The organism is Nonomuraea sp. NPDC049637, assembly GCF_040675235.1.
Taxonomy (GTDB): Bacteria; Actinomycetota; Actinomycetes; order Streptosporangiales; family Streptosporangiaceae; genus Nonomuraea.
This window is the reverse complement of sequence record NZ_JBFAOM010000018.1, coordinates 1-24,547: the sequence shown is the minus strand read 5'-3', so window position 1 is coordinate 24,547 and position 24,547 is coordinate 1. Positions and strand designations below refer to the sequence as shown.

The following is a 24,547-nucleotide window of genomic DNA, read 5'->3' as shown; positions in this document are numbered from 1 at the left end:
GGCGCCGGGTCCTCGGTGAGCGCGTCTTCGGGCATCACGCCGAGCGGAGACGGGAGCGGGCCCTCAAGCCCGACCCCCGACGCCACTCCGCCCGCCGCCTCCGGCCCGACCGCCGACGCCACCCCTACCGCCGCCTCCGGCCCGAGCACCGGTGCCGGCCCCCTCCCCAGCCCGAGCCTGACCCCAACCGCCACCCTGAGCATCGACGCCCGCCCGAGCCCTGGTGCCGGTGGCGGGAGGGGGAGGTCGAATGCGGGGGCGGGGTGCCGGGGGGCGTTGGTAGGTGGCGGGAGTGGGTTTCCGGAGGTGCGGGGGGTGTCGGCGGACGCCGAGGTGTGGGGGTTGTTGTTCGTGTCCGGGCTGCCGCTTCGCCGGCATGAGACCATCAAGATCGTGTGGCGGATGACCGGGGACGGGCCGCTGACGGTCAGGGCGTCCCTTCCTGACGGCACCGCCGCCCGTCTCGCCTGGGGGCCCGAGGAGCACGGCGGGTCGTCCTGGCACCGGCCGGGGGACGAGTGGGGCACCGGGCTCGTCTTCCCCAAGCCCGGCTGCTGGAAGATCGAGCTCAGCCGCGCCCACGGCAAGGGTCACCTCTGGCTACCGGTCGCCCAGCAGCCCCCGACACCCCGCCGCACGAACCACCGCTGACTTCCAGCCCCCCACCGCACGCGCCGCCCTGGCTATCGGTCGGCCAGCGCCCGGTCCACGAAGGTCTGGACGTCGGTGAGGACCTCGTCCCGGTTGGTCTCGTTGAAGACCTCGTGACGGGCGCCGGCGTAGATGCGTTCGGTCAGGTCGGTGCCCTTGACCGCCTCCACCCCGGCCCGGCTGCCGTCCAGCGGTACGAGCTGGTCGTCGTCGCCGTGCACCCACAACGTGGGCAGGGCGCCGAACGTGCCGCCCTTGGCGATCGTGTCCAGCATCGCGGCGAACGCCTCCACCGTGGCCCGCTTGAACGGCCCGTGCCAGACCAGCGGGTCGTCGGCGTACGCCGCCCCCACCGACGGATCGCGGGAGAGCGTGGCCGGGTCGATGGGGATGTCGGGCAGCTCGTCGAGCGCCATCAGCGCGGGGATGACCGCCCACTCGCCGATCACCGGGCCCGACAGCACCAGCGCGGTCAGGCCCTCGGCGTAGCGCTGGGCGTACCGGGCGGCGATCATGCCGCCCATGGAGTGGCCGATCAGCACGACCGGGACGCCCGGGTGGTCGGCCTTGGCGCGCTCCTCGACGGTGTGCACGTCGGTGACGACGTCCTCGAAGTCCTCGACGAGCACGCGTTCGCCCGCCGACCTGCCGTGGCCCATGTGGTCGAGCCCGTAGACGGCGGCGCCGTGCCGGACGAGACGGTCGGCCACGTACTCGTAGCGGCCGATGTGCTCGCCGTATCCGTGGACCAGGAGGGCGAGGTAGCGGGGCCGGCCGTGCGGCCATTCGCGGACGACGTTCAGCCCCCGCGTGCCGGTGAAGGTGTGCTCTCTCGACTCGGCCATGAACTTCCTCTCCCATCCAGCCACGACGTCCGAAAACCGCTGACTTCCGCGGGCGCGCCGGTGTTGTAGAGAGTATGGACATCCACACCACCATCGACAGTCCGCTGGGCGAGATTCTGCTCGTCGGCGACGGCGCGGGACGGCTGACCCGCGTGTCGTTCGACGTGGGCGCGCCGCCCGGACGCCGGGAGCCGGCCGCGTTCGAGGAGGCCGAACGACAGCTCGGCGAGTACTTCGCGGGCGGGCGCACCTCGTTCGACCTGCCCCTGGCCGCCCGCGGGACGGCGTTCCAGCAGCGGGTGTGGGCGCAGGTGGCGGCGCTGCCGTACGGGACGACGACGAGCTACGGCGAGCTGACCGCCCGCGCCGGCGTGGCGCGGGACCGGGTCCGCGCGGTCGGCGCCGCGATCGGCGCGAACCCGCTGCTCGTCGTGGTCCCCTGCCACCGGGTGGTCGCCGCGGACGGCGCGCTGACCGGCTACGCGGGCGGCCTGGAACGCAAGTGCGACCTGCTCACCCTCGAAGGCGTCCTGCAGCCGCAGCTCTGGAGCGTGTCGTCATGACGCCGCAGGTCGAGGGGGCCGACTGGGAGCGGCTGGCCGGGGAGCTCGACGCCCACGGCTGCGCGCTGACGCCCAGGCTGCTCTCGCCCGGGGAGTGCGCGGAGATCTCCGGCCTGTACGACGAGGCCGGCCGGTTCCGCTCGACGGTCGACATGGCCCGTCACCGGTTCGGCTCCGGCCAGTACCGGTACTTCCGCCGGCCGTTCCCGCCGCTGGTCGAGGAGTTGCGGGCAGCGTTCTATCCCCGCCTGCTGCCGATCGCCCGCGACTGGGCGGCCCGGCTGGGGCAGCCCGCGCCCTGGCCGGACGACTTCGGCGAGTGGCTGGACATGTGCCACGCGGCGGGACAGACCAAGCCGACCCCCATCCTGCTGCGCTACCGGGAGAACGACTGGAACGCGCTCCACCGCGACCTGTACGGCGACCTGGTGTTCCCGCTGCAGGTCGTCATCGGGCTCGACCGGCCCGGCGAGGACTACACCGGGGGCGAGTTCCTGCTGGTGGAGCAGCGGCCGAGGGCCCAGTCGCGGGGCACGGTGACCGCGCTGCCGCAGGGGCACGGGCTGATCTTCACCACCCGCGACCGGCCGGTGCGCTCCTCGCGCGGCTGGTCGGCCTCGCCGGTGCGGCACGGGGTCAGCACCGTGCGTTCGGGGCTGCGGCACACCCTCGGCCTGGTCCTGCACGACGCGACATGACGGACCGGCGCACAACCGAGCGCACGACCGGGCGACCGGACGGACAGACGGCCGAGCTGGAGGCGCTGCTCGCCCTCGTCCGGGCCCAGCGCCCACGGGCAGGCGCCGTCGTCGTCGGCCACGGCCGGGACGGCGCCCGCCTGGCCGAGGCGTTCGCCGACGCCTGGGACGGGACGGTGCTCGCGGTGGTCGCCTGGCCGGAGACGGCGGCGTCGTGGCTGCGCCAGGCCAGGCGGTTCACGGCGGGTGAACCGGACGCCTGGGTGGTCGCGGGCGCGCCGGCCGGATGGGCCGGGATGAGCGAGCGCCTGCGCCGCAGCACCGACTGGGATCCGCGCCGGACGTACGGTTCGGCGGCCACGGCCCGCGCGGTCGCCCTGGCCGCTCCTGGGACACTGGAAGGCATGCGCGGAGCCGACACCGACGGCACAACATGGCGAATAGGCCGAAACCTGATATATCGGGACCCGAGATGATCCCTCTACCCATGCGGGAGATCGCCCCGGGCGCGGTGCACGTCCCGGGCTGGCTGTCCCTCGCCGAGCAGCAGGACCTGGTGCGCGCCTGCCGGGCGTGGGCGACCGGCCCGGTGCCGATCCGGCACACCGTGCTGCCCGGCGGCGGCGTGATGTCGGTGCGGACGGTGTGCGTCGGCTGGCACTGGCAGCCGTACCGGTACACGCGTCTGGCGCACGACGTGAACGGGCGGCGGGTCGCCGCGTTCCCCACGTGGCTCGGCGACCTCGGCCGCCGCGCGCTGGCCGACGCCTACGGCCGCCCGGACGACGGCTACGACCCCGACACCGCGCTGGTCAACTTCTACGACGGCCAGGCCAGGATGGGCATGCACCAGGACAAGGACGAGCGCTCCGACGCCCCGGTGGTGTCGCTGAGCGTCGGCGACACGTGCCTGTTCCGCTTCGGCAACACCGAGACGCGCGGGAAGCCGTACACCGACGTGGAGCTGGCCTCGGGTGACCTGTTCGTGTTCGGCGGCGCGTCCCGCTTCGCCTATCACGGCGTGCCGAAGGTCTACCCGGGCACCGGCGACCCGGCCACCGGCCTGGCCGCCGGGCGCCTCAACGTGACGATGCGGGTGACGGGTCTTCGATGAAGTAGTCGAACTGGTCGCCGGTGAGGGTGCGGCGCAGGATGCGCAGGACCTTGCCCGGGTCGTCGTGCGGGCCCGGGGTGTAGAAGGGCTTGCCGTCGCGGCCGAAGGTGATGGCCGAGCCGCCCTCCCACTTGCCCAGCAGGTCGCTGACCGGCGAGAAGTCCTCGTGGGGCTCGAAGCCGAGGGTGCGGGCATAGTCGATCGAGCCGAAGACCAGGTGCTGGGCCAGCTCGATCGGCACCTCCTGGTAGCCCGCGTACTCGCCGAAGAAGTATTCGCGGAACCTGCGCAGGTCGCGCTCGTCGAGCACGTCCGGGCCGATGGTGTTCTTGATGCCGAGGCAGTAGACGTCGGCGAGGTAGCCGGCGACGGTCATCCGGTCCCAGGTGTGGCGGCGGGCGACCAGCACGCACACCATGCCGCCAGCGCCGGACTCCGGGGCCTCGTCGACCCAGCCCTTGGCCGGGTCGACGCCCAGCCCGGCGCTCCAGCCGACGTTCATCCAGCAGCCGACCACCTCGGGCTCGGCCGACGTCACGTTCTCGGCGGCGATGGCGCGCACGAGGGGCGCGACGACCGACGGCGACACCTTGAGCGCCCGGGCGATCTCCTTGGGAGACCTGCCCTGGGCGCGCAGCTCGCGTACCTGATCCTTCAACTCCACACGCGGCAGCCTAGCGCCCGGCGTCCCGTCAGGCGGACAGGTCGCGGGCGAGCCACGCCAGGAGCCGGGGCGGCCGGGCCTCCCCGTCCGGCTCAGCCGACGGACGAGGTCACGGTGTCCACGTGCTTCTGGCTGACCGAACGTCCCGACACCAGCACGAGGTCGAGCGCGCGCAGGTCGGCCAGGCGGTCGAGCGGGTTGCCGCGGACCGCGATGACGTCGGCGCGCTTCCCGGCCTCCAGGCTGCCGGTCTCGGCCCCGGCCCCGCACGCCTCGGCGGCGCGTACGGTGGCCAGCTCGACGATCTCCGCGTTGCCGAACCCGGCCTCGGCGAAGACCTCCAGCCCCGAGACGTAGTCGTCGGTGCGCTTGTCGAGCCCGGCGATGGCGAACCCGGTGTCGGTCCCGGCGACGAGCCTGATCCCGGCCTCGCGCATGGCGGCGAGGTTGCCCAGCCAGCGGTCCATCGGCTCGGCGCCGACGAGCGCGCGCAGGTTCCAGAACTGGCCGTGCACGGTCGGGCACACGTACGTGCCGCTCGCGGCGATGCGGTCGGCCAGCCGCGCGTCGTAGACCGGGCCCGCCGGGGTGTGGAACGTGCAGTGCTCGATCGTGGTGACCCCGGCCTCCAGCGCGTTGCCGATCGACTCGGGGGCGTGGGCGTGGGCCGCGACGGTCTTGCCGCGCGTCGCGGCCTCCTCCACGGCGGCCCTGATCAGCGCGGCCGGGTACTGGGCCCGCCAGCTCGGCACCGAGCCGGGCGACATCTCGCCGCCCGAGGCCATCACCTTGAGGCAGTCGGCGCCGGCCCGCAGGTTCTCCCTGGCCACCCGCCGGACGGACGGCTCGTCGTCGGCCTCGCCGCCCATGTACCAGCAGTGGCCGCCGGTGACCGTGATCGGCCGGGTCGCGGCGATCAGGTGCGGGCCGACGGCGAGGCCGCCCTCGATCGCGTCGCGCAGGGTGAGGTCGAGGAAGTCGCGTCCGCCGAGGTCGCGGGCCGTGGTGACGCCCGCGGAGACGAGCTTGCGGGCGTTCTCGGCCATGCGCAGCAGCAGGTGGCCGTCGCTCACGGCGCTGCGCCGGGTCACCGGGTCGACCGTGCCGTCGAACCCGAGGTGCACGTGCGCGTCGACGAGGCCGGGCAGCAGGGTGTGGCCGGGCAGGTCGAGGGTCTCGGCGGCCTGGCCCGCACTGCCGCGGGGGCCCACCGAGACGATGCGCGAGCCGTCGATCAGCACTTCGCCGTTCGTGATGACCTCTCCGGGACGCCCGGTGAGCACCGTGCCGGCACGGATGATCCGCATGCCCTCCACAGTGCCACACGCGGCCCCGCCGCGCCCGCCCCCGCCGGGGGCCGGAACACGGGGCCCCAATTGATAGGAAGGTTTACTTATTACGGCATGATGGCCGTCCATGTGGACGCGCGACTTCGTGCTCTTCTTCACCGCCCGCACGGTGTCGATGCTGGGCTCGGCGATGATGCCGGTGGCCACCGCGCTCGGCATGCACGACGCCGGTTACGGCGCCACCGGCGTCGGCCTGGCGCTGGCCGCCTGGATGGTGCCGATGGCCGGGCTCATCCTGTTCGGCGGCGTGCTCATGGACCGGTTCACGCCCCGCCGCATGATGGTCGGCGCCGACCTGGCCAGGACGGCGACGCAGGCCGGCACGGCGGCCCTGTTCGTGCTGGGCCGGCCGGAGTTGTGGCAGGTCGTGGCGCTGTCGGCGGTCGCGGGTGCGGCGGCCGCCATGTACACGCCGGGCGTCGCGGGCACCATCTCCCGGGTCGCGGCCGACGTGCAGCGCGCCAACGCCACCCTGCGCATGTCCGAGGCGATCATGCAGTTGCTCGGGCCGGGGCTGGCCGGGGCGCTGGTCGGGCTGGCCGGGGTGGGCGTGGTGTTCGCCGCCGACTCGGCCGGGTTCGCGATCAGCGCGGTGTGCCTGCTGCTCATGCGGGTGCGGGTGGCGGGCTCCGGCGAGGAGCCTGTGCTGGTGCGGCTGCGCGAGGGCTGGCGGGAGTTCCGGTCGCGCACGTGGATGTGGAGCGTCATCCTGATCTGGGTGGTCTTCGGGATCACCCTGTTCGGGCCGCTGATCCCGCTCGGCTCGGTGGTGGTGACCGACGCGTACGGGCAGACCGCGTACGGGCTGGTGATGTCGGCGAGCGGGGCGGGGACGATCGTGGGCGGCCTGGTGGCGCTGCGGATCAGGCCGGCCAGGCCGCTGGCGGCGGGCGGGATCGGCATGTTCCTGTTCGCGCTGGAGCCGCTGAGCTTCGCGGCCGGCCTGCCGCTCGGCGTGATCATGGCCTGCCACGTGGTGGGCGGCGCTGGGTGGGCGTTCTGGTCGGTGATGTGGGCGACGAGCGTGCAGACGCTGGTGCCGGCCGAGGCGCTGAACCGGGTCAGCGCGTACGAGATCGGCGGCTCGACCATGTCGCTCCCGATCGGCCAGGCGCTGGCCGGGCCGGTGGCCGCCCTGGTGGGCTCTCGCGAGGTGCTGGGCTTCTCCGCGCTGGTCACGGTCGTCGGCTGCCTGGTGCTGCTGTCCCTGCGGCCGGTGCGGCAGATCACCGTAAGGCCGCGGGAAGAGGATCGTAAGGCCGCTCCCGCATCGTAGAGGCATGACAACGACGCAGACCGCACAGTACGAGATCGTCCGCACCTTCGACGCCCCCCGCGAGGACGTCTACGCCGCCTGGACCGAGCCCGAGCGTTTCTCCCGCTGGTTCGGCCCGCGCATGCTGGCCACGCCGGTCGGCCGGATCACCCTCGACGCCCGTCCCGGCGGCCGGTGGCGCGCGACGCTCGTCGGCGAGGAGGGGTTCGAGGCGACGCTGGAGGGCTCCTACCGCGAGGTGCAGGCGCCCGCCCGGCTGGTGTTCACCACCGGCGACCCCGACAACCCCGGCGACGGCCCGGCCTCGGTCGTCACGCTCGACCTGCTCGACCGGGACGGCGGCACCGAGATGCGCTTCCACCAGTTCGGCGTCAACACCGACCAGGAGCACGCCGAGCAGGCCAGGGCCGGCTGGGACGAGTTCTTCGACCGCCTGGCCGAGCATGTCGCACGCTGACCCCCGACACGCGGATCCCCGACGACACGCTGAACCCCGACACGCTGAACCCCGACGACACGCTGAACCTCAGAACAGGCCGAGGGCGTCGTCCAGCTTGTACGTGCCGCCCCGCTCGTACGCCGCGGCGAAGGCGCGCTCACCGAGCGCGTCCCGGACCCGGGCCGTGACCCGCTCCTCCTCCGCACGTTCGGCGGCGTTGGCCGGGGTCTGGATCTGCTCGCGGATCGCGGCGGCCAGCCCCAGCAGCACCGCCGCCCGCTCGGTCGGCCCGGCCGCCGACGCCGCGCCCGCGACGCACGCCGCCGCCGTGCGCGGGTCGCCGACCCTGATCGCCGCGGCCAGCGCCTCCCGGTGCAGCTCCAGGGCGGCGGCCGGGTCGCCGCGCTGCTCGGTGAGGTGGCCCAGCTCGACCAGCAGGTCCGGCAGGTGCAGCGGCGGCTCGACGGCGGGGTCGCGCGGCAGGCCCGCCAGCAGGTGGTGCAGGTGCGACTCGGCCAGGTCGAGCAGCCCGGCGCGGCGCGCGGCGAAGGCCAGGCCCATCTCGGCCATGGTCTCGCCCATCTTGTAGCCCTGGCCGAGCGCCAGCTTCAACGCCCGTCCGCACAACTCCATGGCCTGGTCGTACGCGCCGCCGTGCAGCGCCGTCCAGCCCAGCCAGGCGGTGCGCCCGGCCACCTCGGGCCACAGGCCGAGCTCCTCGGCCATGCGCAGCCCCTCGGCGAACAGCCGGCGCGCCCGCTCGTGGTCGCCGGCCATCTCGGCCGCGCCCGCCAGCCATTCGGTGGCCTGCAACATGCCCCAGCGGTCGCCCAGCTCGCCGAACAGCCGCGCGCTCTCCCCCGCGTCGCGCTCCAGCGCCTCGGTGTCGCGCATGGTGAACGCGTCGCGCGCCTGCCTGGCCAGCGCGACGGCGACGCCCCACGTGTCGCCGAGGGCGCGGCAGGCGGCCAGCGCACGTCCGGTCAGCTCCTGGCCGGTGACCATGTCGGGCACGCTCATTCCGGCGAACAGCTCGGCCCTGGCCCGCTCGCCCGGGTCGGCGACGCGCTCCAGCAGCGGCTCCCACGCGACCTGCTCGCCCAGCAGGAGCGCGAACCCGGCGTGCCAGGCCGCCGCCCGGTGCCTGGCCGGGCCGTCCGGCCCCGCGACGGCCAGCGCCGCGCCCAGCGAGCGCCGTCCCTCGGCCAGCCGGCCGCGCAGGAACCAGTACCAGGCCAGCGCGTTGACCAGGCGCGCGGCGGTGTCGGCGGCCCCCTCGGCGATCGCGGTGTCCAGCGCGGCCCGTATGTTGGCCGACTCGGCGTCCAGGCGCAGCAGGCGGTCCCGCTGCTCGCCGCCGTACAGGCCGGGTTCGGCCGCGACGGCCAGCTCCAGGTAGTGGCGCAGGTGGGCGCGGCGCACGTCGGCCAGCTCGCCGGCGTCGGCCAGACGGCCCACGCAGTACTCCGACACCGACTCCAGCAGCCGGTACCTGACGCCCGTCGTGCTCTCGGCGACCACCACGAGCGAGCGGTCGACCAGCCGGGCCAGCAGGTCGAGCACGTCGAGCCCCGGCTCGGCGCACACCGCCTCGGCCGACTCCAGGGTGCAGCCGTCGGCGTGCACGGCCAGGCGGCGCAGCACCACCCGTTCCTCGTCCGACAGCAGGTCCCAGCTCCAGTCGATCACGGCGGTGAGCGTCTGCTGCCGGGCGGGCGCGCCCCTGCGCCCGGACGCCAGCAGCCTGAACCGGTCGTCCAGCCGGTCCACCACCCCCTGGACGCCCAGCGCCCGCACCCGCGTCGCGGCCAGCTCCAGGGCCAGCGGGATGCCGTCGAGCCGCCGGCAGAGCTGGGCCACCGCCTGCGCGTTGCCCGCCTCCAGCGCGAACCCGCGGGCCGAGGCGGCCGCCCTGGCGACGAACAGCCGGACGGCGTCCGAACGGGCCATCTCCGCCAGGTCCGTGCCCGCCGGCAGGTCGAGCGGCGGGACGCTCCACAACACCTCGCCGTCCACGCCGAGCGGCTCCCGGCTGGTGGCCAGGACGGTCAGGCCCGGCACCGCGGCCAGCAGCGCGTCGACCACGTCGGCGACCTGCTCGACCACGTGCTCGCAGTTGTCCAGCACGAGCAGCACGCGCCTCGGCCGCAACGCCGCGGCCAGCCGTTCGCACACGTCGCCGCCCGACGGGTCCTCCCGGATGTCCAGGGCGGCCATGATCGCCTCGGCGGGCGAGTGGGTGGCGGCGTCGAGCGCGACCAGCCAGGCGCCGTCGGCGAAGCCGTCCAGCAGCCGGTGCGCCGCCTCCAGCGCCAGCCTGGTCTTGCCCACGCCGCCGGTGCCGGTGAGCGTCACCAGCCGCTCGGCGCTGACCAGCGAGCAGACCTCGGCCAGCGCCTCGTCCCTGCCGACGAGCTTGCTGACGGACGCGGGCAGGTTCGTGGTGGGCCGCTCGGCGGGCAGGCTCAGCGCCGGGTCCTGGCCGAGGATCGCCTGGTGCAGCGCGACCAGCTCGGGGCCGGGATCGAGGCCCAGCTCGTCGGCCAGGCGCTCGCGCAGCTCGGCGAAGCTCGCCAGGGCGTCGCTCTGCCGTCCGGCCCGGTAGAGGGCGCGCATGTGCACGGCGCGCAGCCGCTCCCGCAGCGGATGCCGGGCCACCAGGTCGCCCAGCTCGCCCACGAGCAGCCCGTGCTCGCCCAGTTCCAGCCGGGCCTCGGCGCGCTGCTCCAGCGCCGTCAGCCGCTGCTCCTCCAGCCGGACGATCGCCGACCTGGTGTACTCCTCGTCGGCGAAGTCGGCGTAGGCCGCCCCCCGCCACAGCGCCAGGGCGTCGGCCAGCAGCCCCGCCCTGGTCCGCGGGCTGTCGGCGGCCTCGGCGCGGGTCAGCAGGCCGGCGAAGCGGTCCGCGTCGAGCGCGCCGGGATCGGTGCGCAGCAGATAGCCGGGCGCCCGCGAGACCACCAGGTTCTTGCCGCCCGGCTCGGCGTCCTCCAGCGCCTTGCGCAACTGGGAGACCCGCACCTGGAGCGCGCCCGCCGGGTTGCCCGGCGGCTCCTCGCCCCACAGGTCCTCCACCAGCCGGTCGGCCGAGACCGGATGGCCCTCGTGCACGAGCAGATCGGCGAGCAGCGCCCGGACCTTGAGCCCGGGGATCGTCACGGGCTCCCCCGCATCGGTCCACACGGCCAGCGGCCCCAGCACCCCAAATCGCATGTCCGTCACCTTATGCGCCGCCGTAAGTCCTCGAGAAGCGCACCGGAAGCGCCCTCCGGCACGGTGAGATCGACGAAAGGGGAAACGACATGAAGACCGGCACCCTCGCTGGACGGCGTGAATGGACGGGGCTCGCGATCCTCGCCTCGGTGGCCCTGCTGCTCTCCGTCGACCTGAGCGTGCTCTACCTGGCGCTGCCGCACCTGAGCGCCGGGCTCGGCGCCTCCGCGCCGCAGCAGCTGTGGATCCTGGACATCTACTCGTTCATGCTGGCCGGGTTCCTGGTGACGATGGGGACGCTGGGCGACCGGATCGGGCGGCGCAGGCTGCTGCTGATCGGCTCGGTGGCCTTCGCCGCGGCCTCGGTGGCCGCCGCGTACTCGGTGAACGCGGAGATGCTCATCGTGTCGCGGGCGCTGCTCGGCGTCTCGGGGGCGACGCTGCTGCCGTCGTCGCTGGCGCTGATCCGCACGATGTTCACCGACGGCCGGCAGATGGGCACCGCGATCGGCCTGTGGTACGGCTGCTTCATGCTCGGCATGGCGGTCGGCCCGCTGGTGGGCGGGCTGCTGCTGGAGCACTTCTGGTGGGGGTCGGCGTTCCTGATGGGCGTGCCGTTCATGGCGGTCGTGCTGGTCGCCGGACGGCTGCTGCTCCCCGAGTACCGCGACCCGAACGCCGGCCGCCTCGACCCGGCCAGCGTGGCGCTGTCCCTGGCGACCATCCTGCCGGTCGTCTACGGGCTGAAGGAGGTCGCGCGCGGCGGCTGGCAGCCCGTCCCCCTGATCGCGATCGCCGCCGGGACGGCCTTCGGCGTGGCGTTCGTCAGGCGGCAGCGCAACCTCGCCAGCCCGCTGCTGGACCTGCGGCTGTTCGGCAACCGGGCGTTCGCGGCGACGCTGGGCATCATGTCGCTCGGCGGGATCGTCATGGCCGGGACCACACTCATGACCACCCAGTACCTGCAGACCGTGGCGTCGCTGTCGCCGCTGGGCGCCGGGTTGTGGCTGGTGCCGCAGAACCTGGCGATGATCGTGGCCCTGTCGGTCGCGCCGCGGCTCGCCGCCCGGATCGGCACCGCGTACGTGATGGCCGCCGGGCTCGCGCTGGGCGCCGTCGGGCTGTTCCTGCACACCCAGGTTTCCAGCGTGGGCGGGACCGGGCTGGTCGTCACCGGGCTGGTCCTGGCCTCGGCGGGCATCGCGCTGCCGATGGGCACGGGCAACAGCGTGATCATGACGGCCGCGCCCGCCGAGAAGGCCGGCTCGGCGGCGTCGCTGACCGAGACGAGCGGCGAGTTCGGGGTGGCGGTCGGGGTGGCCGCGCTCGGCAGCCTCGGCACGGCCGTCTACCGCGGGCGGCTCCCCGAGCACCTGCCGGTGGAGGCCGTGCGGGAGAGCATCGGCGCGGCGGTGACCGCCGCCAAGGACCTGCCCGGACTGCTGGACCTGGCGCGGGCGGCGTTCACGGCGGGGCTGAACACGGTGGGGGCCGTGAGCGCGGTGGTCTTCGCGGGGCTGGCCGTCTTCGCCCTCCTCACCCTCCGCCACCACCGCCCGACGCCCTGACCCCCTCCTGCCCTCTCGCCCTCTCCTTGTCCCCTGACCGCCCTCTCGCCCTCCTTGTCCCCTGACCGCCCTTCAGCCCTCGTTGCCCGCTGACCGCCGGCCTGGCCGGCGGTCCTTCGCCGTTCCGGGCATGCCGTTCGTACGCACGGTCAGCCGGACGGCGGCGCTTTCCTGGCCGAGCCGCGGTAGCCGGCCGCGTCGTAGCGGCGTTCGTTGTCGGCCAGCTTGGCGGTCGCCGCCGCCACCAGATCGACCCCCAGGACGTCGGCCAGCCGGACCAGGTACAGGGTCACGTCGCCGAGCTCGGCGCGGATGCGGGCGAGCGTGTCGGGGTCGGGGCTCGCGGACTCCTCGGCGGTCAGCCACTGGAACTCCGCGACCAGCTCGCCCGCCTCCCCCGCCAGCGCCATCGCCAGGTTCTTCGGCGTGTGGAACCTCTCCCAGTCGCGGGCCCGCGCGAACTCCCGCAGCCGTACGGCCAGCCCTTCCAGCTCCTCGCTCACGCCACCCGACCCTACTGGCCCGCAGGCCGATCCATCACGACCGGTGATGACAGTCCGGGCGAACCCCGTCTGGTTCCCCGGCGACCCTTCGACCGCGCCGACCCGGACTTCGCGATCCTCTGACAGGCACCGCCAGGCAGCAAGCGCCCATTTGACGCCCTCACGCGAACGAAACGCACGCCAGACGGCTTCAAATGGGTAGCGTGATCCTGACAAGGGAGACACCGTGCTTCTCAACTTCCGGTTGGCCAACGTCCTGTCGTTCCGTGATGATCAACGTCTCTCACTGATCGCGACGGAGCTGAACGACGGCACGGCCCGCCCCATCCCGGTCCGGGAGGGAGGGCGGCCGCTGTCCGTGCTCCCGGTCCTGGGGATCTACGGAGCCAACGCCTCGGGAAAGACCAACACGCTCGTCGGCCTGCGGCTGATGCGGCAGGCCGTGCTGCACTCGGTGGCGTGGATCAGCGAGGAGAAGCCGACCCGCCGGATCCCCTTCGCGCTCGACCCGAGCTGCGCCGACGAAGACTCCTTCGTCGAGATCGACCTCGAACTGGCGGGCGTCCGCTACACCTACGGGTTCGAGCTGGACGACGAACGCGTCCACGCCGAATGGCTGCACGCCTACCCCAAGGGCCGGCGCCAGGTCTGGTTCGACCGCGACGGCGACGACATCCGCTTCGCCGGGGAAGGGCTGCGCGGCGAGAAGCAGGACCTGGCGCGGAAGACCCGCCCGGACTCCCTCTTTCTCACGGTGGCCGCCGAGTGGAACAACGAGCAACTGCTGCCCGTGTTCGAGTGGTTCCGCGACAATCTGTGGCTGATCAGCCCCGAACAGGACCTGCCCCAGCGCCAGGTGTTCACCAAGGCCAGAGCCCTTGCGGACGAACGGTTCAGGGCTCAGGTCGGCCGCCTGCTGACCCGGGCCGACCTCGGCATCGTCGGGTTCGACGAGGCCGCCCTGGCACGTGGTGACGTCCGGCTGCTCCACCGCGCCGGCGATCACACGGCCTCTCTGGACTTCGCGCACGAGTCCATGGGCACGCGCGCCTGGTTCGCGATGCTGGGGCCCCTGCTGGAGGCGTTCCAGCAGGGCACCACGGTGCTCGTGGACGAACTGGACGCCAGCCTGCACCCCGCACTCGCGGCCGAGGTGATCAGGATGTTCGAGGACCCCGAGGTCAACGCGCGAGGGGCGCAGATGGTGTTCACGACGCACGACGCGTCGCTGCTGCGTCCGCTCGCGGGCGGGGAACGGATCCTGGACCGGGACGTGGTCTGGATGGCGGAGAAGGACCCCAGGGGCTCGACGGAGCTGTATCCGCTGTCGAGCCTGCGTCCACCGCCCCGTCCGAACGAGAACCTCGAACGCGGCTGGCTGCTCGGCCGCTTCGGCGGCGTACCACGGGTCGCCCCCGGCGAGCTGGCACGCGAGGCGGGAGAGGCCCTCGCATGAGCCCCGACAAGGTCAGGAAGAAGCGCCAACGCGGCTCCAGCCTGACGGCCCAGCCGCCGCCCCGCGCCGCGAATCGCATCTTCTACGCGGTCGCCGAAGGCGCGGTGACCGAGTACGACTACCTCACGATGCTGCAGAACGCGTTCTCCCGGCAGTGCTCGTTCCGCATCGACATGCCGAAGTACCGGCCCGACGACATGAAACCGTGGAAGGTCGCCCAGCGCGCCCTGACCGTGGCCGAGGAAGACGCTCTTCGCCCGTGACCAGCATCGTGACCTCGACGCCGCCCTGAACGCGCTCAAGGAGCACCGCAAGATCAGAGTCGCCCTGTCCCATCCGTCCTTCGACTTCTGGCTCTACCTGCACTACGGCCTCTACGACCAGCCGCAGGACGGCCGCAACCACCAGATCCACCAGCTCTTGTCACAGCGGCCCGGCTTCGCGGGGTTCGGGCCGAGGGACAAGAGGACCACCAAAGCGCGCGCCGATCACCTCATGCCACGCCTCAAGACCGCGTTCGACAATGCGCGAAGCCTGGAGAGGCGCTGCGCTTCCGGCGAGTGCTCCCATCCGCGAGACCCCAAGCCACGTTGCGGGCTCATCGATCAGGATCCGTCCAGCGGGATGTGGCGCCTTCTGGAGAGCCTCGGCATCCCGCCGTTCCTCTGAGGCGGCCGGAGAGACGGGCTCGGCGAGCGCGCAATGAGCAGCCGCACAGGTGACCAGAGCCGTCGAGCGGGCGGGCGTGAAGAGGTCTCGCAGGTCAACCGTGGGAGGCCCAGGCGCCGGAGGCGCGGGGGGTGCGCCGGAGGCGCCAGAGAAGAGCGCCTGAGCCCGGAGGGCGAAGACCACTCAGGCAGGGCCCCACTGCTCAGGCCGGGCGGTTCTGGCCCGCCCCGTCACTCCACCGCGGCCGTGCTCTCGCGGACGATCAGTTCCGTAGCCAGTTCCACCCGTTTCGTCTCCGGCACCTCGCCCTTCCCCATCCCCAGCACCGTACGGGTGGCCAGCGCCGCCATCTCCTGCAACGGCTGGCGCACGGTCGTCAGCGGCGGCCAGGCCGACTTCGACAGCGGCAGGTCGTCGAACCCCACCACGCTCAGATCCTCCGGGACGCGCAACCCCCGCTGCCGGGCGGCCTCGAACACGCCGAACGCCATCAGGTCGCACCCGGCGAAGATGGCCGTGGGCGGTTCGTCGAGTGACAGGAGTTCGTGGCCCTGGTCGTGGCCGGAGTCGACGAGGAAGGTGCCGCGCCGGACGAGTTCGGGGGCGAGCGGCACGCCGGCCGTCTCCAGGGCGGCCCGGTAGCCGTCGACGCGGGCCTGGCTGCACAGCATGTCGGCGGGGCCGCTGATCATGCCGATCCGGCGGTGGCCGAGTTCGAGCAGATGGCGGGTGGCGGCCAGGCCGCCGTTCCAGTTGGTGGCGCCGACCGAGACGATGCCGGGGGCCGGCTCGCCCTCGGGGTCGACCACCACGAACGGCAACGACCGCGCGCTGAGCTGGGCCTGCACGCCGGTGGACAGGCGCGAGGCGACGATCACCACGCCGTCGGTGCGGCGGGCGGCCAGCCGTTCGAGCCAGTCGCGGCCGGGACCGGCGTGGGTGTGCAGCACCGAGATGACGACGCTGGCGCCGGCCTCATGGGCCGCGCTCTCCGCGCCGCGCACGATCTCCATGGCCCACGGCGACTCGATCTCGGCGAACACCAGGTCGACCAGGCCGGCGGGGGTGTCGTCCTGGCTGACGCGCCGCTGGTAGCCGTGTTCCTGGAGCAGCCGTTCGACCTTGTGACGGGTCGCCGGCGCCACCTCGGGCCGGCCGTTGATGACCTTGGAGACCGTGGGGATGGAGACTCCGGCCTCTTCTGCGATCAGTGCGATCGTCACGCGCCTCTTAGCTGACACGTTCGGGAGTGTATCCGAAAGTTTCGGACTGGGATCGCTCCCACAACAGCTATTGACGCCCTCCGCAGCACGTACCTATGCTCCGACCAACGAAATTATCGGGGGCTATACGAAACTTTCATACCGCTCGTGCCCGATGAAGGGACCCCCTGGATGAAACGCGGTCTGATCCTCATGGCCACCGCCGTGCTCGTCGCCGGATGCGGCAGCGGCGGGAGTGGCGAGAACGGCGGGCAGCCCGGCGCCTCGCAATCCGGCCAGAAGCCCGCCAAGGTGACGCTGGAATGGTGGCACCTGTCCACCTCCGAACCGCTGAAGTCCCTGTGGGCGCAGCGGGCCAAGGACTTCGAGGCCGCGCACCCCGACGTCACCATCAAGGCGACGGTGCTGGAGAACGACGCCTACAAGGCCAAGCTGACCACGATCACCCAGTCGGGCAAGGCCCCCGACGTCTTCGTCACCTGGGGCGGCGGCGTGCTCAAGCAGCAGATCGACGCCGGCCTGGTCAAGGACCTCTCCGACGACGTCGCGCCCGTGCTGGGCACGTTCACCCCCGCGGCGCTGAGCGCGTACCAGTTCGACGGCAAGACCTACGGGCTGCCGACGGACATCGGGCTGGTCGGCTTCTGGTACAACAAGAAGCTCTTCGCCAGGGCCGGCATCTCGGCCCCGCCCGCCACCTGGGCGGAGTTCCTCGACGACGTCAAGAAGCTGAAGTCGTCCGGCACCACCCCGATCGCGCTGGCCGGCAAGGAGAAGTGGCCGGGCCACTACTACTGGGCCTATCTGGCGATGCGCATCGCCGGCCTGCCCGCGCTCACGCAGGCGGGCGTGGACCACGACTTCACCAAGCCCGACTTCGTGGCCGCCGGGCAGCAGGTCAAGGCGCTGGCCGAGCTCCAGCCGTTCCAGAAGGGCTTCCTCGGCGCGGGGTACGGCACCCCCGACGGGCAGGCGGCCACGGTCTCCAACGGCAAGGCCGCCATGGAGCTGATGGGCCAGTGGGCGCCCGCCGTGCAGAAGGACTCCGGCAAGGGCCTCGGCGACGACCTGGGCTTCTTCCCCTTCCCCGCGGTCGAGGGCGGCAAGGGCTCGATCGGCGACGCCTTCGGCGGCGGCAACGGCCTGTCGGTGGGCGCGGACGCGCCCCCGCAGGCCGTGGAGTTCGTGAAGTTCATGACGCAGATGGACCAGCACACCAAGGCCGTGGCGGCGGGCGGCGTGCTGCCGGTGCTCAAGGGCGAGGAGAGCGCGGTCAAGGACGCCAACCTCAAGCAGGTCGCGACCCTGCTGGCCGGGGCCTCCGGCTACCAGCTCTACCTGGACCAGGCCTACCCGCCGGCCGTCGGCCAGCAGGTCAACGACAGCGTGGCCGAGCTGATCGCCGGGACCAAGACGCCGGAGCAGATCGGCCAGGACATCAGCGAAGTGGCCAAGAGCGAATGACGACGCTGACCCGAGGGCGGGCGGCGGTCGCGCCGCCGGCCGCCGCCCCGCCGGGGCGGCGGCGCGGGCGCGCGGTGACGATCGCGCTGTTCCTGCTGCCCGCGCTGGTGCTCTTCCTGCTGCTGGTGGTGACGCCGATCCTGGTGGCGGTCTACGCCAGCGCGTTCAAGTGGAACGGGTTCGGCGGGCTGCCCACCCAGTTCGTCGGGCCGGCCAACTTCACCAGGCTGCTGTCGTCCGGGATCTTCGCCACCGACCTGTGGCACCTGGTGGTCCTGGTGCTGTTGTCGGTGCTGGTCCAGCTTCCGTTCTCGCTGGCCGTGGCGATGCTGCTGAACCAGCGCATCCGGGGGCGGGCGGTCTACCGGCTGGTGTTCTTCGCCCCGTACGTGCTGTCCGAGGTGATCACCGGCGTGCTGTTCTCGCTGATCCTCGCGCCGGACGGCGGCATGGCCAACCAGCTGCTGTCGGTGTTCGGCCTGGAGTCGGAGTTCCTGGCCGATCCGGACACCGTGATGCCCGCGATCTTCCTGGTCATGACGTGGAAGTACTTCGGCTTCCACATGATGATCTACCTGGCCGGCCGGCAGGGCATCCCGGACGAGCTGATCGAGGCCGCGCAGATCGACGGCGCGACGCCCTGGGAGACGTTCCGGCACATCACACTGCCGCTGCTCGGGCCGACGATCAGGATCAGCGTGTTCCTGTCGGTCATCTACACCATCCAGCTGTTCGACCTGGTCTGGATCCTCACCGGCGGCGGCCCGTCGCACTCCTCGGAGACGATGGCCGTCACCATGATGGAGTTCGGCTTCAAGCGCTCCCAGGTGGGTTACGCCAACGCGATCAGCGTCGTGATGTTCGCGCTCAGCCTCGTCTTCGCCCTCGTCTACCAGCGCGTGGTGCTGCGCCGGGACCTGGCGGGGGCGACGACGTCCATGGGAGGCCGCCGATGAACCACGGAAGGCCGCCCGCGCGGCGGCGCCGTCCGACCCTGCCCCTGCACGCGATCGCCTGGCTCGTCGGCGCGTTCATCCTGGTGCCGATCGTGTACGCGCTGCTCGGCGGGTTCAAGAGCAACAGCCAGCTCTCGGGCAACCCCTTCGGCCTGCCCGACCCCTGGATCACCGCCAACTACACCGACGTGCTCGGCTCGGGGTCGTTCTGGCGGCAGGTGTGGAACAGCACGTTCATCGCGGTCGCCACGACCGTGGTGATGGTCGGGCTGGCGGCACTGGCCGCGTTCGTCTTCGCCAGGTTCGCCTTCCGGGGCAGGGAGGCGCTGTTCACGCTGTTCACCGCCGGGCTGATGTTCCCGTTCGCGGTGGCCATCCTGCCGATCTTCGTGCTGCTGCGCACGTTCGGGCTGCTGGACGACCCGCTCGGCGTCATCCTGACGCAGGCCGCCTTCGGGCTGCCGCTGACGATCATCATCCTGCGGGGGTTCTTCCGGAGCATCCCGGGCGAGATCGAGGAGGCCGCGATCATCGACGGCTGCTCGCCGTTCGGGTTCTTCTGGCGGATCCTGCTGCCGATGGCCCGCCCGGCCATGGCGACGGTCTCCGTGCTGGCCGTCGTGGGGAGCTGGAACAACTTCATGCTGCCCCTGGTGGTCTTCAGCGACGAGTCGAGCTGGACGCTGCCGCTCGGCATCCAGCAGTTCCAGGGCCAGTACGCCACCGACACCGCCCGCGTCCTCGCCTACCTGATCCTGGCCATGGTGCCGGCGCTCGGGTTCTACGCCATCGCTGAACGTCACCTGGTCGGTGGGCTCACCGCGGGTGCGACGAAAGGGTGAACATGCTCCACGTCTCAGGAAGCCGGCTCCTCACCCCCGAAGGCACGCCCGTCCGGCTCAGGGGGGTGGGCCTCGGGGGCTGGATGAACATGGAGAACTTCGTCACCGGCTATCCCGCCAACGAGACCTCGATGCGCGCGGCCGTGACCGGCGTGCTGGGCGAGGAGCGGGCCGAGCTCTTCTTCGACCGGCTGCTCACCTCGTTCTTCACCGAGAGCGACGCCGGGCTGCTGGCCGGGCTGGGCATGAACTGCGTGCGCATCCCGGTCAACTACCACCACTGGGAGTCCGACGACCGGCCCATGGAGATCGACCCGAGGGGCTTCCGGCACCTCGACCGGGTGATCGGCCTGCTGGGCGAGCGCGGCCTCTACAGCGTCATCGACCTGCACGCCCTGCCCGGCTCCCAGAACCAGCACTGGCACAGCGACAACCCCACGCACGTGGCGGCGTTCTGGCAGCACCGGCACTTCCAGGACCGGGCCGTGCACCTGTGGGAGGCGCTGGCCGACCACTACCGGGGGCATCCGTGGGTGGCCGGGTACAACGTGGTGAACGAGCCGGGCGACGTCTCGGGCAAGGTGGTCGGCCCGTTCTACGACCGGCTGGTCAAGGCCGTACGGGCCGCCGACCCCGACCACGTCCTGTTCCTGGACGGCAACACCTACGCCACCGACTTCTCGATGTTCCGGGAGATGTACGAGAACACGGTGTTCGTCATGCACGACTACGCCCTGGCCGGGTTCGCCCACGGCGGCCCGTACCCGGGGCTCACTAGGGGCGAGTGGTGCGACCGCGGCCAGCTGGAGGAGACCTTCGCCCGGCGGTCCCGGTTCCAGCGCGAGACCGGCACGCCGTTGTGGGTGGGCGAGTTCGGCCCGGTCTACACCGGCGACCCGGACCGGGACGCGCAGCGCTACCAGGTCCTGCGCGACCAGCTCGACATCTACGACGCCCACGAGGCGGGCTGGTCGCTCTGGACGTACAAGGACGTGGGCCTGCAGGGGCTGGTGCACGCGTCGGGGGCGTACCTGGACAGGTTCGGCGCGTTCATCGCCAAGAAGCGGCGGCTCGGCGCGGACCGGTGGGGCTCGACCATGGAGGAGTGCGCCGACGTGCTCGCCCCGCTGCACCGGCTGGTCGAGACCGAGTTCCCGGACTGGGCGCCCTACCCGTGGGGCGCTCGCTACCAGACCGACGACCTGATCAGGCACATCCTCCTCGCCCAGGCCCTGCTGCCCGAGTACGCCAGGCTGTTCGGGGGGCTCGGCGACGACGAGCTGCTGGCCCTGGCCGACTCGTTCGCGCTGGAGCAGTGCGTACGGCGCGAGCCGCTGCTCGACCTGCTGGCCGGCAATCTCACTGGGTGACAAACCGCTCATACAGTCGGGTGCGTCACACCACCGGGCAAACTATCGCCATCACTGCTTGCGCTAGGTATGCTTCGGCTGCCCTAATTTAGGTAAGCCTTTCCTCAGCCAGCAGGAGTGACGGTGTTCGCCAGCTACCTCATCGGACTGCGCGAGGGACTGGAGGCGACGCTCGTCGTCTCCGTCCTCATCGCCTTCCTCGTCAAGAGCGACAGGAAGGACAAGCTTCCCCAGGTCTGGACGGGCGTCGCCGCGGCGGTCGCGCTGTCCGTCGGCTTCGGCGCGCTGCTGACCTTCACCGCCGCCAACCTCGGGCACATGGGGCAGGAGCTGTTCGACGCGATCACCTCGCTGCTCGCCGTCGCGTTCGTCACCTGGATGATCTTCTGGATGCGGCGCACCGCCCGCGCGCTCTCCGGGGAGCTGCGGGGCAAGCTCTCCGACGCGCTGCAGATGGGCTCGCTCGCGGTGGTCGTGATGGCCTTCCTGGCCGTGGCCCGCGAGGGGCTGGAGACGGCGCTGCTGTTCTTCGCCGCCGTCCAGGGCGCGACCGCCACCATGGATCCCCTGCTCGGCATCGCGCTCGGCCTGCTCACGTCGGTGGTCATCGGCTGGGGGCTGTACAAGAGCGCGCTGAAGATCAACCTCACCAAGTTCTTCACCTGGACGGGCCTGCTGCTCATCCTGGTCGCCGCCGGCATCTTCAAGTACGGCGTGCACGACCTCCAGGAAGCCAACATCCTGCCCGGCCTGAGCTCCTACGCCTTCGACATCAGCGCCGTCCTGCCCGCCGATTCCTGGTACGGGGCGCTGCTTTCCGGCATGCTCAACATCACGCCGCAGCCGAGCATCGCCGAGGCCGTGGCCTGGATCGTCTACCTCGCGCCCACTCTCTTCCTCTTCCTGCTGCCACAGCGAGTGAAGACCACTCCCGCCTCCACCGCACCCGCGGCCTGAACAGGAGCATCATGCGTACCGCCATCAGCCTGTCCTTCGGCGCGCTCGCCCTCGCGGGCCTGACCGCGTGCGGCTCGGGCACCACCGCCACGCAGGCCGCCAAGGGTCCGGCCGGCGCGCCCGGCAAGATCACCGTGGCCGCGTCCGACACCGAGTGCAAGGTCGCGGCCACCGAGGTCGCGGCGGGCACGAGCACGTTCACGATCACCAACGGCGGCTCCAAGGTGACCGAGTTCTACGTGTACGCCCCTGGTGACCGGGTGATGGCCGAGGTCGAGAACATCGTGCCCGGCCTGACCAGGGAGCTGGTGGCCGAGCTGCCGGCCGGCGCGTACGAGGCCGTCTGCAAGCCCGGCATGGTGGGCAAGGGCATCCGCAACGCGCTGAAGGTGACCGGCGAGCACAAGGCGCTCACCTCCGACGCCCAGCTCGCCGACGCCGTCGCCAGCTACAAGCGCTACATCAAGTCGCAGAGCGACACGCTGCTGGTCAAGACGCAGGAGTTCGTGGACGCCGTCAAGGCCGGCGAGATCGGCAAGGCCAAGGAGCTGTACCCGGTCTCACGGACGTACTGGGAGCGCATCGAGCCGGTCGCGGAGATCTTCGGCGACCTCGACCCGGCCATCGACGCCCGCGAGGCCGACCTGGCCGACGGCGAGGAGTGGACCGGGTTCCACCGGATCGAGAAGGATCTGTGGATCAAGAAGGACATCAGCAAAGACGGCCCGGTCGCCGACAAGCTGATCGCCGACGTCAAGACCATCGTCCAGAAGTCCAACTCCGCCGAGCTGACCCCGCTCAACCTGGCCAACGGCGCCAAGGGACTGCTCGACGAGGTGGCCTCCGGGAAGATCACCGGCGAGGAGGACATCTGGTCGCACACCGACCTGTGGGACTTCGACGCCAACCTCCAGGGCTCCAAGGCCGCCGTGCAGTCGCTGCGCCCGGTGCTGGAGCAGCGCTCCCCCGACCTGGTCAAGACGCTGGACGAGAAGTTCGCCGCCGCGGAGGCCGCCCTGGGCGCCCACCAGAAGGGCGACGGCTGGAAGCTGCACGACGAGCTGTCCAAGGCCGAGCTGAAGGCGCTGTCCGACGCGATCAACGCGCTGGCCGAGCCGATCAGTAAGATCGCACCGGTCATCGCCAAGTAACGGGAGGTGGGGGCGATGTCGCAGGCCGGCGGGCGGATGAGCCGCCGCAAGCTGTTCGGGCTGGGCGCCGCGGGAGCGGCCGTGCTGGGGGCGGGGGCGGTGACGACCAGGTCGCTGCTGGAGGATCCGCCGATCGCGCACGCCGCCTCGACGTCCGATCCGTTCCCGTTCTACGGGCAACACCAGGCGGGCATCGTCACGCCCGCCCAGGACCGGCTGCACTTCGTCGCCTTCGACGTCATCACCGACAAGAAGGCCGAGCTGGTCGACCTGCTCCAGGAGTGGACGGCCGCGGCGGCCCGGCTGACGCAGGGCAAGGAGGCCGGGACGTTCGGCGCGGTGGGCGGGGCGGCCGAGGCGGCGCCCGACGACACCGGCGAGGCCCTGGGGCTGCCCGCCTCGGGGCTGACGCTGACGATCGGGTTCGGCCCGTCGCTGTTCGACGACCGGTTCGGGCTGGCGGGCAGACGGCCTGCCGCGCTGGCCGACCTGCCGAAGTTCCCCGGCGAACAGCTCATCCCGGAGATCTCGGGCGGGGACATCTGCGTCCAGGCGTGCGCGCACGACCCCCAGGTGGCCGTGCACGCCATCCGCAACCTGGCCAGGATCGGCTTCGGCAAGGTCTCGGTGCGCTGGTCGCAGCTCGGTTTCGGCCGTACGTCGTCCACGTCGCGGGCCCAGGCCACGCCGCGCAACCTCCTGGGCTTCAAGGACGGCACCAACAACATGAAGCTGGAGGACGCCGACCTGCTGCGCGACCACCTGTGGGCCGGCGGCTCGGACGGCGCCGCCTGGATGGCGGGCGGCACGTACATGGTCACCAGGAAGATCCGCATGACGATCGAGACCTGGGACCGCGCCTCGCTCGCCGAGCAGGAGCAGATCTTCGGCCGGGACAAGGGCGAGGGCGCGCCGCTGGGCAGGAAGGCCGAGTTCGACCCCGTCGACTTCGCCGCCAAGGGCCCCGACGGGCAGCCGCTGATCAAGGACGACTCGCACGTCAAGCTGGCGCACCCGAGCAACAACGGCAACGCCCACCTGCTGCGCCGCGGCTACAACTTCGTCGACGGCTCCGACGGCCTCGGCCGCCTGGACGCCGGGCTGTTCTTCATCGCCTACCAGCGCGACCCGCGCAAGCAGTTCGTGCCGGTGCAGATGAACCTGGCCCGGCACGACGCGCTCAACGAGTACATCAAGCACGTCTCCAGCGGCCTGTTCGCCTGCCCGCCCGGCGTCCAGGACGCGGGCGACTACTGGGGCCGCACCCTGTTCGCCTGACCCTCCTCAGCATGCTCGCCGTCAGCGGTGGCGGGCGCGTGAGGCCTGGGCGTGGGCCCGGTTGGCGCAGCGGGTCGAGCAGAACTGCCGCTTGCCCGGCCGGCTGCGGTCGACGAAGGCGTCGGTGCACGGCGTGGCGGCGCACTGGCGCAGCCGTTCCCAGTCGCCGGCCGCGGCCAGCTCCAGCAGCTCGGTGACGGCCCGTACGGCGAGCCGGCCCGCCGCCGTCGCCCCGTCCGGCGCGACCAGCCGCAGCCGGGGCACGCCGCCCGCGGGCTGCACCGCCGCCCGCGCCGGC

Annotated in this window: 24 protein-coding genes and 1 pseudogene; 18 read left to right on the top strand and 7 right to left on the bottom strand. The window is 72.2% G+C overall.

Annotated elements, in window-relative coordinates; genetic code table 11:
- The first annotated feature begins 315 nt into the window (after nt 1-315).
- Complete coding sequence (locus AB0J71_RS24545) at nt 316-651, top strand: hypothetical protein (RefSeq protein ID WP_364416205.1); 336 nt, start codon at nt 316-318, stop codon at nt 649-651.
- A 32-nt stretch (nt 652-683) separates the two neighbouring features.
- Here the strand turns inward: AB0J71_RS24545 and AB0J71_RS24540 are convergent, their stop codons facing one another.
- On the bottom strand, nt 684-1,496 hold the full coding sequence (locus AB0J71_RS24540; protein ID WP_352320068.1) for a lysophospholipase: 813 nt from the start codon (nt 1,494-1,496) through the stop codon (nt 684-686).
- 74 nt (nt 1,497-1,570) lie between these two features.
- On the opposite strand from AB0J71_RS24540, the gene AB0J71_RS24535 reads away from it, so the two are divergent.
- From AB0J71_RS24535 to AB0J71_RS24520, 4 genes are read left to right on the top strand one after another with little or no spacing between them, the layout of a single operon-like run.
- Nucleotides 1,571-2,059: a methylated-DNA--[protein]-cysteine S-methyltransferase gene (locus AB0J71_RS24535; RefSeq protein WP_352320066.1), complete on the top strand. Its 489-nt coding sequence runs from the start codon at nt 1,571-1,573 to the stop codon at nt 2,057-2,059.
- On the top strand, nt 2,056-2,757 hold the full coding sequence (locus AB0J71_RS24530) for a 2OG-Fe(II) oxygenase (protein ID WP_364416203.1): 702 nt from the start codon (nt 2,056-2,058) through the stop codon (nt 2,755-2,757). The genes AB0J71_RS24535 and AB0J71_RS24530 overlap by 4 nt, the downstream gene beginning before the upstream one ends.
- A complete protein-coding gene (locus AB0J71_RS24525) occupies nt 2,754-3,233 on the top strand; it encodes a hypothetical protein (protein ID WP_364416200.1) in 480 nt (159 codons plus the stop codon). Before AB0J71_RS24530 ends, AB0J71_RS24525 begins: the two co-directional genes overlap by 4 nt.
- The gene (locus AB0J71_RS24520) at nt 3,230-3,871 is read left to right on the top strand and encodes an alpha-ketoglutarate-dependent dioxygenase AlkB (RefSeq protein ID WP_352349813.1); all 642 of its coding nucleotides are present in this window, start codon (nt 3,230-3,232) and stop codon (nt 3,869-3,871) included. The genes AB0J71_RS24525 and AB0J71_RS24520 overlap by 4 nt, the downstream gene beginning before the upstream one ends.
- On the opposite strand, the gene AB0J71_RS24515 is transcribed toward AB0J71_RS24520, so the two are convergent.
- Both AB0J71_RS24515 and AB0J71_RS24510 read right to left on the bottom strand, forming a co-directional pair.
- The gene (locus AB0J71_RS24515; RefSeq protein ID WP_364416198.1) at nt 3,837-4,535 is read right to left on the bottom strand and encodes a helix-turn-helix domain-containing protein; all 699 of its coding nucleotides are present in this window, start codon (nt 4,533-4,535) and stop codon (nt 3,837-3,839) included. The genes AB0J71_RS24520 and AB0J71_RS24515 overlap by 35 nt on opposite strands.
- A 92-nt stretch (nt 4,536-4,627) precedes the next feature.
- Complete coding sequence (locus tag AB0J71_RS24510) at nt 4,628-5,842, bottom strand: amidohydrolase family protein (protein ID WP_364416196.1); 1,215 nt, start codon at nt 5,840-5,842, stop codon at nt 4,628-4,630.
- Nucleotides 5,843-5,951: 109 nt separating this feature from the next.
- Here AB0J71_RS24510 and AB0J71_RS24505 point away from each other — a divergent pair, with 109 nt between their 5' ends.
- Nucleotides 5,952-7,160: an MFS transporter gene (locus tag AB0J71_RS24505; RefSeq protein WP_352320054.1), complete on the top strand. Its 1,209-nt coding sequence runs from the start codon at nt 5,952-5,954 to the stop codon at nt 7,158-7,160.
- A 4-nt stretch (nt 7,161-7,164) separates the two neighbouring features.
- On the top strand, nt 7,165-7,617 hold the full coding sequence (locus tag AB0J71_RS24500) for an SRPBCC domain-containing protein (protein ID WP_352320052.1): 453 nt from the start codon (nt 7,165-7,167) through the stop codon (nt 7,615-7,617).
- A gap of 69 nt (nt 7,618-7,686) precedes the next feature.
- Here AB0J71_RS24500 and AB0J71_RS24495 read toward each other — a convergent pair whose 3' ends face one another.
- Nucleotides 7,687-10,812, bottom strand: coding sequence for a BTAD domain-containing putative transcriptional regulator (locus AB0J71_RS24495; protein WP_364416194.1), 3,126 nt, complete (start codon nt 10,810-10,812; stop codon nt 7,687-7,689).
- 89 nt (nt 10,813-10,901) lie between these two features.
- Here AB0J71_RS24495 and AB0J71_RS24490 point away from each other — a divergent pair, with 89 nt between their 5' ends.
- Nucleotides 10,902-12,380 carry an MFS transporter gene (locus AB0J71_RS24490; RefSeq protein ID WP_352320048.1) on the top strand — a complete coding sequence of 493 codons (1,479 nt, stop codon included), beginning with the start codon at nt 10,902-10,904 and terminating at the stop codon, nt 12,378-12,380.
- A gap of 149 nt (nt 12,381-12,529) precedes the next feature.
- Here the strand turns inward: AB0J71_RS24490 and AB0J71_RS24485 are convergent, their stop codons facing one another.
- The gene (locus tag AB0J71_RS24485) at nt 12,530-12,883 is read right to left on the bottom strand and encodes a nucleotide pyrophosphohydrolase (protein WP_352320046.1); all 354 of its coding nucleotides are present in this window, start codon (nt 12,881-12,883) and stop codon (nt 12,530-12,532) included.
- Nucleotides 12,884-13,109: 226 nt separating this feature from the next.
- On the opposite strand from AB0J71_RS24485, the gene AB0J71_RS24480 reads away from it, so the two are divergent.
- The 3 genes and pseudogenes from AB0J71_RS24480 to AB0J71_RS24470 all read left to right on the top strand — a co-directional run.
- Entirely contained in the window at nt 13,110-14,339 is a 1,230-nt protein-coding gene (locus tag AB0J71_RS24480; RefSeq protein ID WP_352320045.1) for an ATP-binding protein, read from the top strand.
- Nucleotides 14,336-14,602 (top strand): hypothetical protein, encoded by a 267-nt coding sequence (locus AB0J71_RS24475; protein ID WP_352320043.1) that lies wholly within the window; start codon nt 14,336-14,338, stop codon nt 14,600-14,602. The genes AB0J71_RS24480 and AB0J71_RS24475 overlap by 4 nt, the downstream gene beginning before the upstream one ends.
- Before the next feature lie 13 nt (nt 14,603-14,615).
- Nucleotides 14,616-15,008 (top strand): annotated as a pseudogene (locus tag AB0J71_RS24470) (RloB domain-containing protein); the annotation flags it as partial.
- A 230-nt stretch (nt 15,009-15,238) separates the two neighbouring features.
- Here the strand turns inward: AB0J71_RS24470 and AB0J71_RS24465 are convergent.
- Nucleotides 15,239-16,249 (bottom strand): LacI family DNA-binding transcriptional regulator, encoded by a 1,011-nt coding sequence (locus AB0J71_RS24465; protein WP_352320041.1) that lies wholly within the window; start codon nt 16,247-16,249, stop codon nt 15,239-15,241.
- 153 nt (nt 16,250-16,402) lie between these two features.
- On the opposite strand from AB0J71_RS24465, the gene AB0J71_RS24460 reads away from it, so the two are divergent.
- From AB0J71_RS24460 to efeB, 7 genes are all read left to right on the top strand, one after another.
- On the top strand, nt 16,403-17,695 hold the full coding sequence (locus tag AB0J71_RS24460) for an extracellular solute-binding protein (RefSeq protein ID WP_364416192.1): 1,293 nt from the start codon (nt 16,403-16,405) through the stop codon (nt 17,693-17,695).
- Nucleotides 17,692-18,651: a sugar ABC transporter permease gene (locus AB0J71_RS24455; RefSeq protein WP_352320037.1), complete on the top strand. Its 960-nt coding sequence runs from the start codon at nt 17,692-17,694 to the stop codon at nt 18,649-18,651. The genes AB0J71_RS24460 and AB0J71_RS24455 overlap by 4 nt, the downstream gene beginning before the upstream one ends.
- Nucleotides 18,648-19,493, top strand: a complete 846-nt coding sequence (locus AB0J71_RS24450) for a carbohydrate ABC transporter permease (protein WP_352320035.1) — start codon at nt 18,648-18,650, stop codon at nt 19,491-19,493. Before AB0J71_RS24455 ends, AB0J71_RS24450 begins: the two co-directional genes overlap by 4 nt.
- Nucleotides 19,494-19,495: 2 nt before the next feature.
- Entirely contained in the window at nt 19,496-20,863 is a 1,368-nt protein-coding gene (locus AB0J71_RS24445) for a cellulase family glycosylhydrolase (protein WP_364416190.1), read from the top strand.
- A gap of 123 nt (nt 20,864-20,986) precedes the next feature.
- Nucleotides 20,987-21,820, top strand: a complete 834-nt coding sequence (gene efeU, locus AB0J71_RS24440; RefSeq protein WP_352320032.1) for an iron uptake transporter permease EfeU — start codon at nt 20,987-20,989, stop codon at nt 21,818-21,820.
- Between the two features lie 11 nt (nt 21,821-21,831).
- On the top strand, nt 21,832-22,971 hold the full coding sequence (gene efeO / locus AB0J71_RS24435) for an iron uptake system protein EfeO (RefSeq protein ID WP_352320030.1): 1,140 nt from the start codon (nt 21,832-21,834) through the stop codon (nt 22,969-22,971).
- A gap of 15 nt (nt 22,972-22,986) precedes the next feature.
- On the top strand, nt 22,987-24,249 hold the full coding sequence (gene efeB, locus AB0J71_RS24430) for an iron uptake transporter deferrochelatase/peroxidase subunit (RefSeq protein ID WP_364416188.1): 1,263 nt from the start codon (nt 22,987-22,989) through the stop codon (nt 24,247-24,249).
- Nucleotides 24,250-24,270: 21 nt separating this feature from the next.
- Here efeB and AB0J71_RS24425 read toward each other — a convergent pair.
- Nucleotides 24,271-24,547 (bottom strand): CGNR zinc finger domain-containing protein (locus AB0J71_RS24425; protein ID WP_364416186.1); only part of this gene is annotated, 277 nt, incomplete at its 5' end.

What these genes read in the sequence shown, in the direction of transcription:
- AB0J71_RS24495 (WP_364416194.1), bottom strand. Translation starts at nt 10,812, where the DNA reads ATGCGATTTGGGGTGCTGGGGCCGCTGGCCGTGTGGACCGATGCGGGG.
- AB0J71_RS24530 (WP_364416203.1), top strand. Translation starts at nt 2,056, where the DNA reads ATGACGCCGCAGGTCGAGGGGGCCGACTGGGAGCGGCTGGCCGGGGAG.
- efeB (WP_364416188.1), top strand. Translation starts at nt 22,987, where the DNA reads ATGTCGCAGGCCGGCGGGCGGATGAGCCGCCGCAAGCTGTTCGGGCTG.
- AB0J71_RS24490 (WP_352320048.1), top strand. Translation starts at nt 10,902, where the DNA reads ATGAAGACCGGCACCCTCGCTGGACGGCGTGAATGGACGGGGCTCGCG.
- AB0J71_RS24535 (WP_352320066.1), top strand. Translation starts at nt 1,571, where the DNA reads ATGGACATCCACACCACCATCGACAGTCCGCTGGGCGAGATTCTGCTC.
- AB0J71_RS24525 (WP_364416200.1), top strand. Translation starts at nt 2,754, where the DNA reads ATGACGGACCGGCGCACAACCGAGCGCACGACCGGGCGACCGGACGGA.
- efeO (WP_352320030.1), top strand. Translation starts at nt 21,832, where the DNA reads ATGCGTACCGCCATCAGCCTGTCCTTCGGCGCGCTCGCCCTCGCGGGC.
- AB0J71_RS24445 (WP_364416190.1), top strand. Translation starts at nt 19,496, where the DNA reads ATGCTCCACGTCTCAGGAAGCCGGCTCCTCACCCCCGAAGGCACGCCC.
- AB0J71_RS24475 (WP_352320043.1), top strand. Translation starts at nt 14,336, where the DNA reads ATGAGCCCCGACAAGGTCAGGAAGAAGCGCCAACGCGGCTCCAGCCTG.
- AB0J71_RS24500 (WP_352320052.1), top strand. Translation starts at nt 7,165, where the DNA reads ATGACAACGACGCAGACCGCACAGTACGAGATCGTCCGCACCTTCGAC.
- AB0J71_RS24460 (WP_364416192.1), top strand. Translation starts at nt 16,403, where the DNA reads ATGAAACGCGGTCTGATCCTCATGGCCACCGCCGTGCTCGTCGCCGGA.
- AB0J71_RS24505 (WP_352320054.1), top strand. Translation starts at nt 5,952, where the DNA reads ATGTGGACGCGCGACTTCGTGCTCTTCTTCACCGCCCGCACGGTGTCG.
- AB0J71_RS24520 (WP_352349813.1), top strand. Translation starts at nt 3,230, where the DNA reads ATGATCCCTCTACCCATGCGGGAGATCGCCCCGGGCGCGGTGCACGTC.
- AB0J71_RS24450 (WP_352320035.1), top strand. Translation starts at nt 18,648, where the DNA reads ATGAACCACGGAAGGCCGCCCGCGCGGCGGCGCCGTCCGACCCTGCCC.
- AB0J71_RS24540 (WP_352320068.1), bottom strand. Translation starts at nt 1,496, where the DNA reads ATGGCCGAGTCGAGAGAGCACACCTTCACCGGCACGCGGGGGCTGAAC.
- AB0J71_RS24455 (WP_352320037.1), top strand. Translation starts at nt 17,692, where the DNA reads ATGACGACGCTGACCCGAGGGCGGGCGGCGGTCGCGCCGCCGGCCGCC.
- AB0J71_RS24510 (WP_364416196.1), bottom strand. Translation starts at nt 5,842, where the DNA reads ATGCGGATCATCCGTGCCGGCACGGTGCTCACCGGGCGTCCCGGAGAG.